Genomic DNA, 16,211 nt, shown 5'->3' with positions numbered 1-16,211 from the left:
CCCTTCAGGGCTTGCCGAGAATCTCCGTCACCTGCGCCTGCAGTTGTTGCAGTTCGAAGGGTTTGCAGATCAGGTGCATGCCTGCGCCCAGAAAGCCTTCACGGGCCATTGCGGTTTCCGCGTAGCCGGTGATGAACAACACTGGCAAGCCTGGGCGCAGCGTGCGCGCGATCTCGGCCAGCTGACGGCCGTTCATGCCGGGCAAGCCGACATCGCTGACCAACAGATCCACTGGCTGCGACGAGCGCAGCACCGCAAGCCCGTCGCTGGCATTCGCTGCGCTGTGGCATGAAAAGCCATGGTCGCGCAGGGTCTGGCACAGCAACTGGCGCACATGCGGGTCGTCCTCCACCAGCAGCACCCGATGGCCCCTGCTCGCTTGTCTGGGGGAGGGCGGCAAGGTGGTTTCCTGAGCCTGCCCGACATGCCGCGGCAGGTACAGGTCTACCCGCGTTCCCTGGCCAATCTGGCTACGCAGGGTGACATGCCCATGGGACTGCTTGCTGAAACCGTACACCATCGACAGACCCAGGCCGATGCCCTGGCCCGTTGCCTTGGTACTGAAGAACGGTTCGAAAGCGTGTTCCAGTGTGCTTTGGGCCATGCCTTGGCCGTCGTCGATGATGCTCAGGCGCAGGTAGTCCCCGGGGCACAAGGCGCCCCCTGCCCATTGCCTGCTGTCGATGTGCTGGTTGCTTGCCTCGATACGCAGCAGGCCGCCACTGGGCATGGCTTCGCAGGCGTTGAGCAGCAGGTTGTCCAGGGCTTCCTGCAATTGCTGGTCGTCGGCTTCCACCGGCCACAGGCCCCTGGCGAGCTGCACCTGCAGGGTGATCCTCGGGTTCAGGCTGGCCTTCAGGCGCTTGGCCTTGAGCACACCACGCAGGTCGATGCGCTGGTTGCGCAACGATTGTCGGGAAGAGAAGGCCAGCAGGCGATGAGTCAACTGGGCGGCGCGTGACACCGCCTCGCGACCCATGCGCAACACGCCGTCCAAGCCTTCACCGCGGCCCTGACGCAGGCGTCGCTCGATCAGCTCGAAACTGCCGCCGATGCTGGTGAGCAGGTTATTGAAGTCATGGGCCACCCCACCGGCCAGTTGGCCGATGGCTTCCATCTTGCGGGTCTGATGGGCGGCGAACACCCTGCGCTCCTGCTCCTCGCAGGGCTGTGGAAGCTGGGCGTCCAGGCGCTGCTGCAAGCAGTGGAGCTGATCACGCGCCCGGTACTGCCTGCGGCGGTTGCGCAGGGCGGATCGGGTCATGTGCAACAGCTGGGCGTTTTCAAAGGGTGCGACCAGCAATACCAGGTTGCCGACCGGGTGATTACTGGCGCTAGCCGCCGACCAGGCACCTTGGGTGAGCAGCACGATCGGTAGATCCGACCAGTTCGGCTGCTGATCGATGAATGCCTGCAGCAACGCGCTGGGGCCCTGGTGGAAGACCTGCTCGGCAATGATCGCCAGCCCCGCGCCCTCGCTCAGGCGCGCCTGCAGGTTGTCCAAGTCGACCGCGCACAGGCTATCGATGCCGGCCAAGGCGAGCAGACGCGAGGTCTCCGCAGCTAACTGCGGGGGTGCCAGGATCAAGGCACGTTCATCCAGCGCCAACGAACTCGCCACAACGACTCTCCTGCAAGGTGGGCTGATAACCACTGGACCCTGGCGTAGACCCGGGGTTCAACAATGTTCAGGGAATGCCTACAAGCCCTGTTGCAGCACGGGGTCGTCAGGGTTCTGCCGCTCCAGCTCGGCGAGTAGCACCTGTACGTTCTGTAATTGGCCAGACTCTTTCCAGTACTGGATCAGCAATACCCGCGCCCGGCGATTGGCCGGCTGCCGGTTGAGCACGGTTTCCAGCTGTTTCTGGGCGGCATCGAGTTGGTCCAGGTCATGCAGGGTGAGCGCCAGTGTATAGCGGTAGTCGGTGTTGTCAGGGTCTAGCTCGACGGCGCGGGAAAGGGCCAGCAAGGCGTATTCGCGCTGCTCATGGCGGTTCAGCCAGCGCCCCAGTTCATACTGTAGAAAGGCGGAGTCGGGGCTCAGCGCCAAGGCTTTGCCCAAGACCTGGCGCGAGGCATCGTGATGCCCCTGGCGCTCCAGCAAGCGTACCTGGGTGGCCAGGGCGTCAAGGTTGCCGGGGGCGACCGCCAGTGCTCGCTGCAGGGCCGCAGCGGCCTGGGTGTAGTCGCTTTCGTGCAGGTACAGGCGCGCCAGGTGCACCTGGGCGTCGGCATCCTCGGGTTGTTGCTCGAGAGCCTGCTGGTACTGTTCCAGTGCTGCCTGCAGCGGGCCGAAGTACAGGCCGATGTCGTCCGGGGCAAGTCCGAGCAGGGCATCTACTGCGCCAAAGCGTACGCTTTGCTCATCGTCGTCCAGCAGCGGGCCGAGCACCAGGCTGCGTTGCGCCGCCGGCAGCAGGCGGCGGATGCTGGTGATGGCTGCACGGCGCACCAGCGGGTCGGCATGTTCCAGATCCTGGCGGGCGAGTTTCAATGCCTGCGGCGAGGGGTAGTTGGGCAGCTCGGCGTACAGCGCCGCCCGACGAATGGCGGGCAGGTCGTTACGTTGCAGTTGCTGGTACAACACCCGGGCAGCGCCGGGCTGGCCCTCGTGAGCCTGGCGTAGGGCCTTGGCATAGCTGTGCGCGGGCAAGGTCGGCTGGGCGGGCGGAGCATCGCGCCACAGGTAGCCGAACAGGGCCGATACCAGGATCAACAGCAGCACGGCGATCAGGTAGCGGTTGCGTCTGGGCATCGGGCGGTCCGTGGCGGCGGGAAGGGCAGAGCTTGGGGCAGGCAGGGGGTAAATGCAACCGAGGGGGCCAGTTGTCATCAGCGAGTCTGTGCGGTGGCGTTGCGGGCACGGCGGGCGATTGCCCTGTGCTGCAACTGCCGAGGCATAAAAAAGCCCCGCAAACCAGAGCCTGCGGGGCAAACGGTTGGGGGAGGAGCCAACCAAAGGAGTCGTTGAAGCAGTGGGATCAGGGTGCGCTGGCCACCGTCTCCGGTTGCCAGCCGCCACCCAGGGCCTTGTAGATCGAGACAATGCCGCGGTACAGCTCGACCTCGCCCTGGGCCTGCGCATCTTCGGCGCTTAGCCGCTCACGCTCGGCATCGAGCAGCACCAGGTAGTCCACCGTGCCCTCGCGATAACGAATCGAAGCCAGCTCCGCCGCCTTGCGGCTGGCGTCACTCTGGCGCATCAGCGAGAGCAGTCGCTGCTGGGTTTTGTCGTAATCACTGAACGCGTTGGCCGATTCTTCCAGGGCCAGTAATACCTGTTGCTCGTAGTTGGCCAATGCCCCTTCGGCATCAGCCTTGGCCCCGCGCAAACGGGCGCGCACGCTACCCAGGTCGAAGGCCGCCCAGGTAATGCTCGGCCCCAGTGCCCAGGCATTGGCCGCCGACGAGCCGATCTGCGAGCCCCGTGCGGCAGTAAAGCCGAGGAAGCCGCTGAGGCTCACGCGGGGGAACAGGTCGGCAGTGGCCACGCCAACGTTGGCGGTGGCGGCTGCCAGCTGGCGTTCGGCGCTGCGGATGTCCGGGCGCCGGCGCAGCAGCTCGCCCGGGTCGCCTACCGGCAACGCTTTGGCGATGGCCGGCAAGGCTTTGGGCGACAGGTCGATGCTGAGCGCGTCAGGTCGTTGACCGAGCAAGGTGGCGATACGGTGCCGTGCTCGTGCCTGTTCGGCCTGCAGTTGCGGCACTGTGGCTTCGACCCCGGCCAGGCGGGCATCGGCACGCACCACGTCGAGGTCGTTGCCCACGCCGGCATCGCGCAGGGTCTCGGTGATGGTGCGCGATTCCTGCTGGGTCTTGAGGTTGGCCAGGGCGATTTTCTCGCGCAATTGCGCACCACGCAGCTGCCCATAAGCATCCACCAGCTCGGCGATCAGGCTGACTTGCAACTGCTGCAGGTCGGCGGCGGCCACCGCTTCCTGGGCTTCGCTGGCTTCGATCTGGCGCTGAATGCGCCCGAACAGGTCAAGCTCCCAGGCCATGTCCAGGCCCAGGTCGTAGCGCTCGCTATTGACCCGTTCGGTGGTCTGGCCGGGGATCTGGCCCTTGCCGATGTCGCTGCTGGCCCTGCTGGTAACCACTGGGAACGGGTCGTTCTCGGCATCTTCTCGAATCGAGCGAGCCGACTTCAGGCGGGCAAAAGCCACGCGCAAGTCACGGTTGCCGTCCAGCGACGCCTGCACCAGCTGGTTCAGCACGGGGTCGTCGAACTGCTTCCACCACAGGGTCTCGAAACGGCTAAGGTCGTAGGCCTTGGCCTGCGCGTCGCTACTCAGTCGGGCAGGCTCGGTGGCCGGGGCCTGGTAGTCCGGGCCCACCGCACAGGCCGCCAGGGCCAGTGCCAGCAGGCTGGGGGTCAGCGGTTTGAGCAGGTTCATGCATGGTTCTCCAACACTTGGGCGTGCGCGGCCTTGCGGGCCTGGCGACGCTCGACGAAACGGCGAATCAGGAAGAAGAACACCGGGGTCAGGAACAGGCCGAACACGGTCACGCCGATCATCCCCGAGAACACCGCCACACCCATGGCGTGGCGCATTTCGGAGCCTGCACCGGAGCTGAAGACCAGCGGCACCACACCCATGATGAAGGCGATGGAGGTCATCAGGATCGGCCGCAGACGCAGGCGGCAGGCTTCCAGTACCGCCGCCAGCGGGTCGAGGCCCTTGGCCTGTTCATCCTTGGCGAACTCGACGATCAGGATGGCGTTCTTGCACGCCAGGCCGACCAGGACGATCAGGCCGATCTGGGTGAAGATGTTGTTGTCTCCACCCGACACGATCACCCCGGTGATCGCCGACAGCAGGGTCATCGGCACGATCAGGATCACCGCCAGTGGCAGGCTCCAGCTTTCGTACTGGGCGGCCAGTACCAGGAAGGCCAGCAGCACGCACAGGGGGAACACGAACAGCGCGGTGTTGCCCGAGAGGATCTGCTGGTAGGTCAGGTCGGTCCACTCGAAGGTCATGCCGTTGGGCAGTTCCTCTTTCAGCAGCTTCTCGATCGCCGCTTCGGCTTGGCCGGAGCTGTAGCCCGGGGCAGCAGCGCCGTTGATCTCGGCGGTGATGAAGCCGTTGTAGTGCATGACGCGGTCCGGCCCGGAGGTGTCGCTGACCTTGAGGAAGGTCGCCAGCGGGATCATCTCGCCCAGGTTGTTGCGCACCTTCAACTGGCCGATCTGCTCGGCATCCAGGCGGAATTGCTGCTCAGCCTGGACGTTGACCTGATAGGTGCGGCCAAAGCGGTTGAAATCGTTGGTGTACAGCGAGCCCAGGTAGACCTGCAGGGTGTCGAAAATATCGTTGATCGCCACGCCGTGGGTCTTGGCCTTTTCCCGGTCGATGGCGGCATCGACCTGCGGCACGTTGACCTGGTAGCTGGTGAACAGGCCCGCCAGCTCTGGCACGTTATGGCTCTTGGCGATGATGTTCTGGGTTTCCTTGTACAGCGCTTCATAGCCCAGGTTGCCACGGTCTTCGATCTGCAGGCGGAAGCCGCCGATGGTGCCCAGGCCTTGTACCGGCGGTGGCGGGAAGATCGCGATGTAGGCGTCCTGGATATCGGCGAACTGGGCGTTCAGCGAGGCAGCGATGGCGGCGGCTGACTGGCTCGGGTCCTTGCGCTCGTCGAACGGCTTGAGCGGGGTGAACACGATGCCGCTGTTGGGGCTGTTGGTGAACCCGTTGATCGACAGGCCAGGGAAGGCCACCGAGTCGGCCACGCCAGGCTGTTTCAGAGCGATTTCGCTCATGCGCTTGATCACCGCCTCGGTGCGGTCGAGGCTGGCGGCATCCGGCAGTTGGGCAAACGCCACCAGGTACTGCTTGTCCTGCGCTGGCACGAAGCCGGTCGGTGTGGACGAGAAGCCCAGGTAGGTCAGGCCCATCAGCCCGGCATACACGAACAGGGCGATACCACTGGAGCGGATGACCCGGCGCACGCCACCGACGTAGCGGTTGGACGCACGGTCAAAGAAGCGGTTGAACGGGTTGAACAGCCAGCTGCCCAGCAGTTTTTCCAGGAACCGCGAGAAACGGTCCTTGGGCGCGTGATGGTCCTTGAGCAGCACGGCAGCCAGTGCCGGCGACAGGGTGAGCGAGTTGAAGGCCGAGATCACCGTGGAAATGGCGATGGTCAGGGCGAACTGCTTGTAGAACTGCCCGGTCAGGCCGGAAATGAACGCGGCAGGGACGAACACGGCGCACAGTACCAGGGCGGTGGCGATGATCGGCCCGGTCACTTCACCCATGGCCTTTTGCGTCGCCTCCAGCGGTTTCAGGCCCAGCCCGATGTTGCGCTCGACGTTCTCCACCACGACGATCGCATCGTCCACCACGATACCGATGGCCAGCACCAGGCCGAACAGCGACAGCGCGTTGAGCGAGAAGCCGAACAGGTGCATGACAGCGAAGGTACCGATCAGCGATACCGGTACGGCCATCAGCGGGATGATCGAAGCGCGCCAGGTCTGCAGGAACAGGATGACCACGAGGACCACCAGCACCAAGGCTTCGAACAGGGTGTGCACCACTGCCTCGATGGAGCCACGGACGAACACCGTCGGGTCATAGACGATGCTGTAGTCCATGCCTTCAGGGAAGTCCTTCTTCAGCTCGGCCATTTTCGCCCGCACTTCGTCGGAGATCTCGATGGCGTTGGAGCCCGGGCGCTGGAAGATCGGAATGGCCACCGCCGGCTGATTGTTCAGCAGCGAGCGCAGGGCGTACTGGCTGGAGCCGAGCTCGACCCGGGCAATGTCCTTCAGGCGGGTGATTTCGCCATCGGCACCGGCACGGATGATGATGTTTTCGAACTCTTCCTCGTTGACCAGTCGCCCCTGGGTATTGATCGACAGCTGGAAGCTGGTCGAACCGGGGGCGGGCGGTGCGCCGAGCTGGCCGGCGGCGACCTGGCGGTTCTGCTCCCGGATGGCGGCTACGACATCGCTGGCGGTAAGGTTGCGCGAAGCGGTCTTGTTCGGGTCCAGCCACACGCGCAGCGAGTAGTCACCCATGCCGAACAGTTGCACATCGCCCACGCCGCCGAGGCGCGCCAGTTCGTCCTTGATGTTGAGAATGGCGTAGTTGGACAGGTAGAGCATGTCGTAGCGGTTGTCCGGCGAGGTCAGGTGCACGACCATGGTCAGGTCAGGCGAGGCCTTGTCGACGGTGATACCGATACGGGTCACTTCCTCGGGCAGCTTGGGCTGGGTGCGGGTGACGCGGTTCTGCACCTGCACCTGCGCGTTGTCCAGGTCGGTACCCAGGGCGAAGGTGATGGTCAGCGTCAGCTTGCCATCAGCGGTGGACTGGGAGGACATGTACAGCATGTTCTCCACGCCGGTAATGGCTTGCTCCAGGGGGGCGGCGACGGTTTCGCCGATGACCTTGGGGTTGGCGCCTGGGAAATTGGCGCGCACCACCACGGTCGGCGGCACCACTTCGGGGTATTCGCTGATCGGCAGCTGGAACAGCGAGATAGAACCCGCAATCAGCAGTACCAGGGACAGCACCGCGGCGAAGATCGGCCGGGTAATGAAGAATTTAGAGAAGTTCATCGGTGTGGTCCCTTAACCGCGTGGCGCCTGGGCGCTGGCGACTTTCACATTGTTGCCCGCCACCTTCGGCGCCGGGGTGCTGGCCTCCAGCGCCTGGCGCTGCTGGGCGAGGGCGGCGAGGGTCTGCTCACTGGCCATCGGGGTTTCCTCGGGGGTGACCGGCGAGCCAGGCCGTACCCGCTGCAGGCCCTTGACCACGATGCGGTCTTCCTTGCCCAGGCCGCTGCGCACGATCCGCAGGCCTTCCAGCTTCGGCCCCAGTTCCACGGCGCGGTAGGCGGCCTTGTTGTCCTTGTCCATGACCAGTACGAACTTCTTGCCAAGGTCGGTGCCGACAGCCTCGTCGTTGATCAGCACGGCATCGTACTGGGCGCTGCCGACCAGCTTCAGGCGTGCGTACAGGCCCGGGGTGAACTGGCCGTCGCGGTTGTCGAACACCGCACGGCCGCGGATGGTGCCGTTGCGCGGGTTGACCTGGTTGTCGACGAAGTTCATCTGGCCCAGGTGCGGGTTGCCGGTTTCGTTGGTCAGGCCCAGGTACACCGGGGTGGTCTGACCGCGCTGGCCTTCGCGGGCCAGCTGGGTGTACTTGAGGTACACGCGCTCGTCGGCGTCGAAGTAGGCGTAGACCCTGTCGGTCGAGACCACGCTGGTCAGCGGCGTGACATCGGCGCTGACGATGTTGCCGGCGGTGAATTCGGCACGGCTGACGCGGCCACTGATGGGCGCGGTCACACGGGTGAAGCTGAGGTTGAGGCGGGCCAGGTCGAGTTGGGCCTGGATTGCGTCCACCCCGGCACGGGCCTCGGCGGCGGCACTGCTGCGCGATTCGGCCAGTTCGGCGGAAATGGCGTTGCTGTCACGCAGGCGCTCACCCCGGCGGGCTTCGTTGGCGCTGCGGATGGCGGTGGCCTTGGCCTGTTGCAGCTGGGCTTCGAGGCGGCGGACTTCAGCCTGGAACGGGCGCGGGTCGATCTGGAACAGCAGGTCGCCTTTCTTGACCTGGGCGCCTTCGGTGAAGGCGACCTGGTCGATCTGGCCGGAGACCCGCGGGCGCACTTCGACGGTTTCAGGGGCTTCGAGGCGGCCGGTGAACTCGTCCCATTCGTTGATCGGTTGCTCGATCACCTTGGCCACACTGACTTTGGGCGCGGCGGGAGCCTGCACGGCGTCGGGGGTTCGACCGCAAGCGCTGATCACCACCACTGCCAAAGCAGCGAGGGGGAAGCGCAAGGGTTTGAGTGATTGTTCCATGGAGAACTCCGCCAATGTATTAGTAGTGGGCGGAGTGTGAGTGTGTTGCGCGTGAGGCACGAATCGAACGGGACGAAGGTTATTATCACGCTGAATGATATGTGCGGATCCATCATCGATTGGCGGCATGGTAGAGGATTTCAGGGCCGCAAAGCAGCCCGTCGCGACACAAAGGCGCTCCGCCAGGTGAACGTGGTCACCTGGTCAGTGAATGCTTGAGGCCAGCTCGAAGATGGGCATGTACATGAGGATCACGATCAGGCCGATCAGCAAGCCGATGAAGGTCATCAGCAACGGCTCGAACAACTTGACGAACCATTCCACCCAACGGCCGATTTCCTGGTCATGGAAGTCGGCGCAGCGCTCCAGCATCTCACCGAGGTTTCCGGACTGCTCGCCGGCCCGCAGCAAGCGCAGTGACACCGGCGTGACCAGGTGGCCGGCTGCCAGTGCATCGGACAGCGGCAGGCCTTCGCCGACCCGCTGGCTGGCTTGTTCCAGGCCCTGGGCTGCCGCGCTGCCGAGCAGGCCACGGGCCATGCCCATGGCGGTAAGGATGGGAATGCCACCTTGCAGCAGGATACCCAGCGAGCGGTAGAAGCGCGCCAGTTCGTACATCATCAGGCGCTGGTGCAGGGCCGGCAGACGCCGCAGCTGGCAGGATGCCCAGTGCCGTACCCGGGGGTGCCGGCGCAGCAGCCACAGCGCCGTCACCCCGGCGACAGTGGCCAACGCCAGGGGCAACTGCTCGGCATGCAGGAACAGGCCGATCTGCATCAGCACCCGCGACAGCCAGGGCAGCTCGGTGCCCATGCCTTCGAATACCTGGCTGAACCGCGGCACCACGTAGCCAAGCAGGAACAGCACCACGCCACCCCCTACCAGCAAGAGCAGCAAAGGGTATACCGAAGCGCCCACCAGCTTCTGCCGGACCAGGTCCAGGCGCTGGCGATAGCTGATGTAGCGGGCCAGGGCATCCCCCAGCGCCCCGGTGCGCTCGCTGGACTGCACCAGTGCCACGTACAGCGGCGGGAACACGCGGGGTTGTTGGCCCAAGGCCTGTGACAGCGAGCGGCCTTCGTATAATTGGCGTACCAGTTCGCTCAGCACTTTGCGCGCGGCTGACGCCGGTGCCTTCTCTGCCAGGCTCTCCAATGCATCGATCAGCGGCAGGCCGGCATTGAGCAAGGTAGACAGTTCCTGGCTGAACAGGACCAGGTCGAACGCCGCCTCGCGCCGCCAGGCCATACCCCGCCAGGCACCGCCGTTGCCGCGCAGGCTAAGTACACGCAGGCCTTGGTCCTCGGCCAGGCGGCGCGCCTGGTCAGCGTCCTCGGCGTCAATCTGCAACTGCACCACGCCCTGCCTACCCAGGGCCTTCAGGCTGTAGCGCATGGCGGCTCTCCCTATTGCCAACTGGTGATTTCGGCATTTTCCCCGTCACCGCCCGGCTGGCCGTCCTTGCCCATTGACAGCAGGTCGTATTCACCGCCGTTCTCGCCAGGCTGCCGGTAGATATACGGGCGCCCCCACGGGTCTTGTGGCACGGCTTTTTGCAGGTAGGGACCGGTCCAGCGAGGTTCGCCATTGGGGGCAATCACCAGAGCCTGCAAGCCTTGCTCGCTATTGGGGTAGTGGCCGACCTCCAGGCGGTACAGGTCCAGGGCCTTGCTCAGCCCCTCAATTTGCGCCCGCGCTACCTTGGCCTCGGAGCGGCCCAGCTGGCTGAAATACTTGGGCGCGACGATGCCGGCCAGCAGGCCGAGCACCACCAGTACCACCAACAGTTCAAGCAGGGTGAAGCCACGTTGTGGGTTGGATCTGCGCTGCATGGTGAAGCCCTCCACTGCATGGGAACACAGGTTGCCAGGCAGCATGCAACAGCCGTGCACGTCTGCCTCGGGGCCTTGCGCCATGCGGCACAGGAAGCGGCACAGTGCTTGCGTCGTGGTCTGTGTCCTCGGGTTTTCCGGGGGATTTCCCCCACATCGGGGGCCACGACGAAGAGGCGGCCGACATGCGTGGACTCATCCTTGGCTTGTTCTGGCTGGCGGCAGGTGCTGCCCAGGCCGATATGTACATCTCCATCGATGCCAAGGGCGGCTACGTATTGACCAACGTCCATCGACCCGGGCGCCACTACGAGAAGGTGATCAGCGAACCGCTGGCCCAGGTCGGTCCGGCCAAGGCGCAGATGATCACCGGGCGCCCGTACGCCGAAGTGGTCGCCACGGCGGCCCGCATCCACAATGTACCGCCGGCGCTGCTCCATGCGCTGATCAAGGCTGAGTCCGGCTACAACCCCAAGGCGCGTTCCCGGGCGGGGGCAGTGGGGCTGATGCAGCTGATGCCGGATACCGCGCGCGAAATGGGCGTGGAAGACCGCCTGGACCCGGAAGACAACGTGCAGGGCGGGGCACGCTACATCAAGCAGATGCTCAAGCTTTTCGACAATGACATCACCCTGGCGGTGGCGGCGTATAACGCCGGCCCGGATGCCGTGCTGCGGCGCGGCGCGGTACCACCGTTCGCCGAAACCCGGCGTTATGTGCCCACGGTGTTGCGGGAGTATCGCAAGTTGCAAGGGCTGGCGGATGATTCGCCGTTGTAAGCGACACCCCATGGCCGCGCTCACGACAGGAATGACCCTTCGGCGGATGCTATCAATTTAGCACTATGGTTTCCCCAACTCTGGGCTATAACCATCTGAAGGTGCCCAGCAGTGGAGTCCATCATGGACCTCGCCCCTCGTTCCGACGCCATTGAAGTGCCTGCCGGTAGCGAGCTGGCCGCCCCGCGCAAGCCGTTCAACCTGCTGCGCTGGTACGCCTGGGTCAGCCTGGCGATCATCCTGTCGGTAGCTGCGGGGCTGGGGCTGATTTCCAGCCGCTTCATCATCGACGAAAGCGTCGAACGCGACGCCTTGCTCACCGCGCAATTCATCACCTCCATTGCCGATGCCGAAGTACGCCATGTGTCTATCCCCAACGTGCGCACCATGGGCGAGCTACTGGACCCGCGCACCGATCGCGCCAACCTCCCTGATGTCGACCCGGATGCCCGGCGCAAGGCCCGCGGTGAGTTTCTCGACCACATCGCCCACCTGCCCGACATGCTGCTGGCCAACATCTACGCCCCGGACCGCACGGTGATCTGGTCCAGCAACCCGGCGTTGATCGGCAGGCTGATCGAGGGCGACGACGACCTGGACCGGGCGTTCCAGTACAAGATGCGGGTGTCGGCCAGCTACCACAACTTCGAGCAGGCCCGCTCCGAGCAGAAGTTCGTGACCCCACCCGAGCAGTTGTTCATCGAGAACTACATTCCGCTGTTCGATGCCGATGGTGAGCAGGTCACGGCCATGGTCGAAATCTACAAGGAGCCCCATGACCTGATCGTGCGCATCGAGCACGGCCTGATCCTGATCTGGCTGGCGATCACCGTGGGCGCCGCGCTGGTGTATGTCGGCCTCTACGGCATCATGCACCGCGCCGCCCGGTTGCTGGCGGTGCAGCAGAAGCGCCTGATCAACAGTGAAACCTACGTGGCACTGGGCGAAGTGTCATCCGCGGTGGCCCATAGCCTGCGCAACCCGCTGGCCAGCATCCGCTCCAGTGCAGAGCTGGCCCAGGCATTTGACGAAGGCCCGGCGCAACGCCAGGTCAATGACATCATCAGCCAGGTCGATCGCATGTCGCAGTGGATCCGCCAGATGCTGCAGTCCCTGCGCCCGCTGAACGATGAGGCGGTGGCAGTGGACCTGTCGCAGGCGGTGCAGGAAAGCCTGCAAACCTACGCGGTGCCGCTGGCGCGCGGCGGGGTGACCCTGGACTTGCAACCGTTACCGGCCGTGCAGGTGCTAGGGCACCCTGCGCTCCTGCGCCAGGTGTTCAGCAGCCTGATCGCCAATGCCCTGGAATCGATGGAACAAGGTGGCCGACTGCGCATCGAGGTCGTGCGGCAGAAACGGCGCAGCCTGATCTTGCGTTTGTCCGACAATGGCAAGGGCATGAACGAAGAACAACTGCGTATGGCTTTCCGGCCGTTCTTCACCACCAAACAAGGTGGGCTGGGGGTGGGGCTGGTGCTGGTGAAGCGCATCATGGAGAGATTCGGCGGTACAGTTCGGCTTAGCAGCAGTGAAGGCCATGGCACGCGGGTTTCGCTGATTTTTCGCCTGGCAGAAAGCTCGTAATCTAATTTCACTTGTGCTCATAAGTTATTGATATGAAACGATTTGATTAACATGGGTAAAAGGTACCCAATAGTGGGGGGATATCCGCTATTTGGGATGAAGTATGTTCAGTAAATGATTGATATATATAAATATATATTTTGTTTAATCGATTGGCTGGGTTTTTGCTTCGTATCTGTGGAGCACCACACGTGACAAATGGCAGCCAGCCATGGCTGCCGAGGTGGAATGTCATCCAACGGCGCCATGCCCGGGTCGATGCATTTCTGAACGGACGCCCTGCGCGGGAACCACGCGATGCAGATGCTGGAAAACGAAGCGCCCGACAAGGCCAGTGCGACCGCCAGCGGTCTCGCTCTCCCCCTGCATGAATTCAACCTGTTGCGCTGGTTTTCGGTCATCAGCTTGTTGATCATCGCCTCGGTCGCGGGTGGACTGGGGTATGTCTCGACTCGATTCGTGGTCCGTGACAGCGTTCAGCGGGATGCAATGCTCACCGCACAGTTCATCCAGGCCATGGCCCAGGCCGAGGTGCGCCATTCGCAGTTGCCGCCAGGTACCACCATGGGCGAATTGCTCGACCCGCGCCTGGACCTGCAGCACCTGCAGTTCAGCCCGGCACTGGCTGAATCTACGCGGATAGAGTTCCTCGACCATGTCGAGCACCTGCCGGACACCTTGCTGGCCAATGTCTACGCCCGCGACCGCACCATCGTCTGGTCCACCAATTCCGAACTGATCGGCAAGCGCATTGATGCCGATGACGACCTCGACCGCGCCTTCCGCTCGCGCAAGGCTGTATCGGCCAGCTATCACAAGGCCGAGGAAGACCGCGAGGAACAGAAGTTTCAGCGTCATCCACGCTATCTGTTCATCGAGAACTACATCCCGCTGTTCGACAGCCAGGGCGAGCAGGTGCTGGCCATGGTGGAAATCTACAAGGAGCCGCAGGACCTGATTCGGCGCATTCAGCGCGGCTATGTGCTGATCTGGGCCTCGACCCTGGTGGGTGGCGCGTTGATCTACTTCGGGCTGTTCTGGATCGTGCGCCGGGCGGCGCAGATGCTGCGCCTGCAGCAGGACCGGCTGGTGGCCAGCGAAACCTACGTGGCGTTGGGCGAAATGTCGTCGGCGGTGGCCCACAGTTTGCGCAACCCGCTGGCCAACATCCGCTCCAGTGCCGAACTGGCCCAGGACATCGCCAACCCCGCCGCGCAGAAGAACATCAGCGACATCATCAGTCAGGTCGACCGTATGTCACGCTGGGTGCGCGACCTGTTGGTGTCGTTGCGCCCCAGCAGCGACGAACCCGAGCCAGTGGACCTGGTGGCGGCCATCGAGGATACCCACCTGGCCTTCGCCCAGCAGATCGAGCGCAACGGCGTGCGCTTCCATTTCGAAGGGCCGGACGTGCAGTGGGTGGCCAGCCAGCCGCTGCAGCTTACCCAGATTCTCAACAGCCTGTTCGCCAATGCCCTGGAGGCCATGCCCGCCGGCGGCATGCTCAATGCCCAGGTCATCGTGCAGGAGGGCCTGCGCGCCGAGTTCGTGCTCACCGACACTGGCAAGGGCATGAGCAAGCAGCAGGAACAGAAGGTATTCAAGCCATTCTTCACCACCAAGCAGGGCGGCCTTGGTGTCGGCCTGGCCCTGGTCAAGCGCATCATGGAACGTTTTGGCGGCTCGGTCAGCCTGAGCAGCCGCGAAGAGGAAGGAACCCGCGTCAGCCTTACATTCAATATCGAAGCGGGAGGGGTCTATGGAGCACAACATCCTGGTAGTCGAGGATGATGAAATCCTCGCCGACAACATTCGCACCTACCTGAGCCTCAAGGGCTACGAGGTCACCGTGTGCCACAGCGCGGAGCTTGCCCTGGAGCAAATCAGCCGGGTCCAGCCCGACGCGGTGCTGACCGACAACTCGCTGCCGGGCATGAGCGGGCACGACCTGCTGCGCAACCTGGTTGTCCAGGCGCCGGACCTGAAAGTGATCATGATGACCGGCTACGGCAATGTCGAAGATGCCGTGCAAGCCATGAAGGAGGGGGCCTTCCACTACCTGACCAAGCCGGTGGTGCTGGCCGAGCTCAAGCTCACCCTGGACAAGGCCTTGGCTACCGAGCGCCTGGAGCGCACGTTGTCGTTCTACCAGGAGCGCGAAGCGCAAAAGTCCGGGCTACAGGCAATGATCGGCGAGTCGCCCACCATGCTTACCCTCAAGCACACCCTGCGCCAGGTGCTCGATGCCGAGCGGCGGATGGCCAGCGACGACTTGCCACCAGTGCTGGTCGAAGGCGAAACCGGCACTGGCAAGGAGCTGGTGGCGCGCGCGCTGCATTTTGATGGCTCGCGCAGCAAGGGGCCGTTCATCGAGTTCAACTGCGCCTCGATCCCTGCCAACCTGCTGGAAGCCGAATTGTTCGGCCATGAGAAGGGCGCGTTCACCGATGCCAAGGAGCGCCGGGTCGGGCTGGTAGAGGCTGCCGATGGTGGCACCCTGTTCCTCGACGAGATCGGCGAGATGGACCTGGTGCTGCAGGCGAAGCTGCTGAAGCTGCTGGAAGACCGCAGCATCCGCCGGATTGGCGCGGTGAAGGAGCGCAAGGTCGACCTGCGGGTGATCAGCGCCACCAACTGCAACCTGGAGCAGATGGTGCAGCAGGGCAAGTTCCGCCGCGACCTGTTTTTCCGCCTGCGCATCATTGCTGTGAAAGTGCCACGCCTGTCTGCGCGAGGGCAGGACATACTGCTGCTGGCGCGTCACTTCCTGGCCCACCATGGCCGGCGTTATGGCAAGCCCAACCTGCGCTTTTCTGCCGAGGCGGAAAGCCTGATGCTCGGTTACAGCTGGCCTGGCAATGTGCGCGAGCTGCGCAACATGCTGGAGCAGACAGTGCTGCTGGCGCCCAACGAGGTGGTGCAGGCGCATCAGCTCAACCTGTGTATGGCCTTGGTTGATGAGCCTTTTGTGCAGCAACCGGCACCGGCCATGTTCGAAATGCCCCGGCATGAACCGGAGCCCGGTACCAGCCTGCCGGACATGGAACGCGACCTGGTGTGCAAGACCCTCGACCGCACCGACTGGAACGTGACCAAGTCGGCGCGCATGCTCGGGCTGTCACGGGACATGCTGCGGTACCGGATCGAGAAACTGGGCCTCACCCGGCCTGACAAGCGCCAGTGGTGACT

The 16,211-nt window shown here is 64.0% G+C and carries 11 protein-coding genes; 4 read left to right on the top strand and 7 right to left on the bottom strand.

The features are described from left to right. Positions 1 to 4 precede the first annotated feature (4 nt). From DMX11_RS02335 to gspG, 7 genes are all read right to left on the bottom strand, one after another. Positions 5 to 1,621 (bottom strand): response regulator, encoded by a 1,617-nt coding sequence (locus DMX11_RS02335; protein ID WP_110743021.1) that lies wholly within the window; start codon positions 1,619 to 1,621, stop codon positions 5 to 7. Positions 1,622 to 1,699: 78 nt separating this feature from the next. Further along, positions 1,700 to 2,755 (bottom strand): HEAT repeat domain-containing protein, encoded by a 1,056-nt coding sequence (locus DMX11_RS02330; RefSeq protein WP_110743020.1) that lies wholly within the window; start codon positions 2,753 to 2,755, stop codon positions 1,700 to 1,702. A 226-nt stretch (positions 2,756 to 2,981) separates the two neighbouring features. Continuing rightward, the gene (locus DMX11_RS02325; protein ID WP_110743019.1) at positions 2,982 to 4,397 is read right to left on the bottom strand and encodes an efflux transporter outer membrane subunit; all 1,416 of its coding nucleotides are present in this window, start codon (positions 4,395 to 4,397) and stop codon (positions 2,982 to 2,984) included. Further along, a complete protein-coding gene (locus DMX11_RS02320; protein ID WP_110743018.1) occupies positions 4,394 to 7,573 on the bottom strand; it encodes an efflux RND transporter permease subunit in 3,180 nt (1,059 codons plus the stop codon). The genes DMX11_RS02325 and DMX11_RS02320 overlap by 4 nt, the downstream gene beginning before the upstream one ends. 12 nt (positions 7,574 to 7,585) lie before the next feature. Beyond that, a complete protein-coding gene (mexE, locus tag DMX11_RS02315; RefSeq protein ID WP_110743017.1) occupies positions 7,586 to 8,827 on the bottom strand; it encodes a multidrug efflux RND transporter periplasmic adaptor subunit MexE in 1,242 nt (413 codons plus the stop codon). A gap of 204 nt (positions 8,828 to 9,031) precedes the next feature. Next, a complete protein-coding gene (locus DMX11_RS02310; RefSeq protein WP_110743016.1) occupies positions 9,032 to 10,222 on the bottom strand; it encodes a type II secretion system F family protein in 1,191 nt (396 codons plus the stop codon). Between the two features lie 11 nt (positions 10,223 to 10,233). Beyond that, the gene (gene gspG, locus DMX11_RS02305; protein WP_110743299.1) at positions 10,234 to 10,659 is read right to left on the bottom strand and encodes a type II secretion system major pseudopilin GspG; all 426 of its coding nucleotides are present in this window, start codon (positions 10,657 to 10,659) and stop codon (positions 10,234 to 10,236) included. A gap of 185 nt (positions 10,660 to 10,844) precedes the next feature. Here gspG and DMX11_RS02300 point away from each other — a divergent pair, with 185 nt between their 5' ends. From DMX11_RS02300 to DMX11_RS02285, 4 genes are all read left to right on the top strand, one after another. Beyond that, complete coding sequence (locus tag DMX11_RS02300) at positions 10,845 to 11,438, top strand: lytic transglycosylase domain-containing protein (protein WP_110743015.1); 594 nt, start codon at positions 10,845 to 10,847, stop codon at positions 11,436 to 11,438. Between the two features lie 123 nt (positions 11,439 to 11,561). Next, positions 11,562 to 13,022: a HAMP domain-containing sensor histidine kinase gene (locus DMX11_RS02295; protein ID WP_110743014.1), complete on the top strand. Its 1,461-nt coding sequence runs from the start codon at positions 11,562 to 11,564 to the stop codon at positions 13,020 to 13,022. A 297-nt stretch (positions 13,023 to 13,319) separates the two neighbouring features. Next, positions 13,320 to 14,813: a HAMP domain-containing sensor histidine kinase gene (locus DMX11_RS02290; RefSeq protein WP_110743013.1), complete on the top strand. Its 1,494-nt coding sequence runs from the start codon at positions 13,320 to 13,322 to the stop codon at positions 14,811 to 14,813. Next, on the top strand, positions 14,782 to 16,209 hold the full coding sequence (locus DMX11_RS02285; RefSeq protein ID WP_110743012.1) for a sigma-54 dependent transcriptional regulator: 1,428 nt from the start codon (positions 14,782 to 14,784) through the stop codon (positions 16,207 to 16,209). The genes DMX11_RS02290 and DMX11_RS02285 overlap by 32 nt, the downstream gene beginning before the upstream one ends. The last annotated feature ends 2 nt before the right edge of the window (positions 16,210 to 16,211 follow it).

Origin of the sequence: Pseudomonas sp. LB-090624 (assembly GCF_003205205.1) — a bacterium.
Taxonomy (GTDB): domain Bacteria; phylum Pseudomonadota; class Gammaproteobacteria; order Pseudomonadales; family Pseudomonadaceae; genus Aquipseudomonas.
This window is presented reverse-complemented; position numbering and strand designations above follow the sequence as displayed.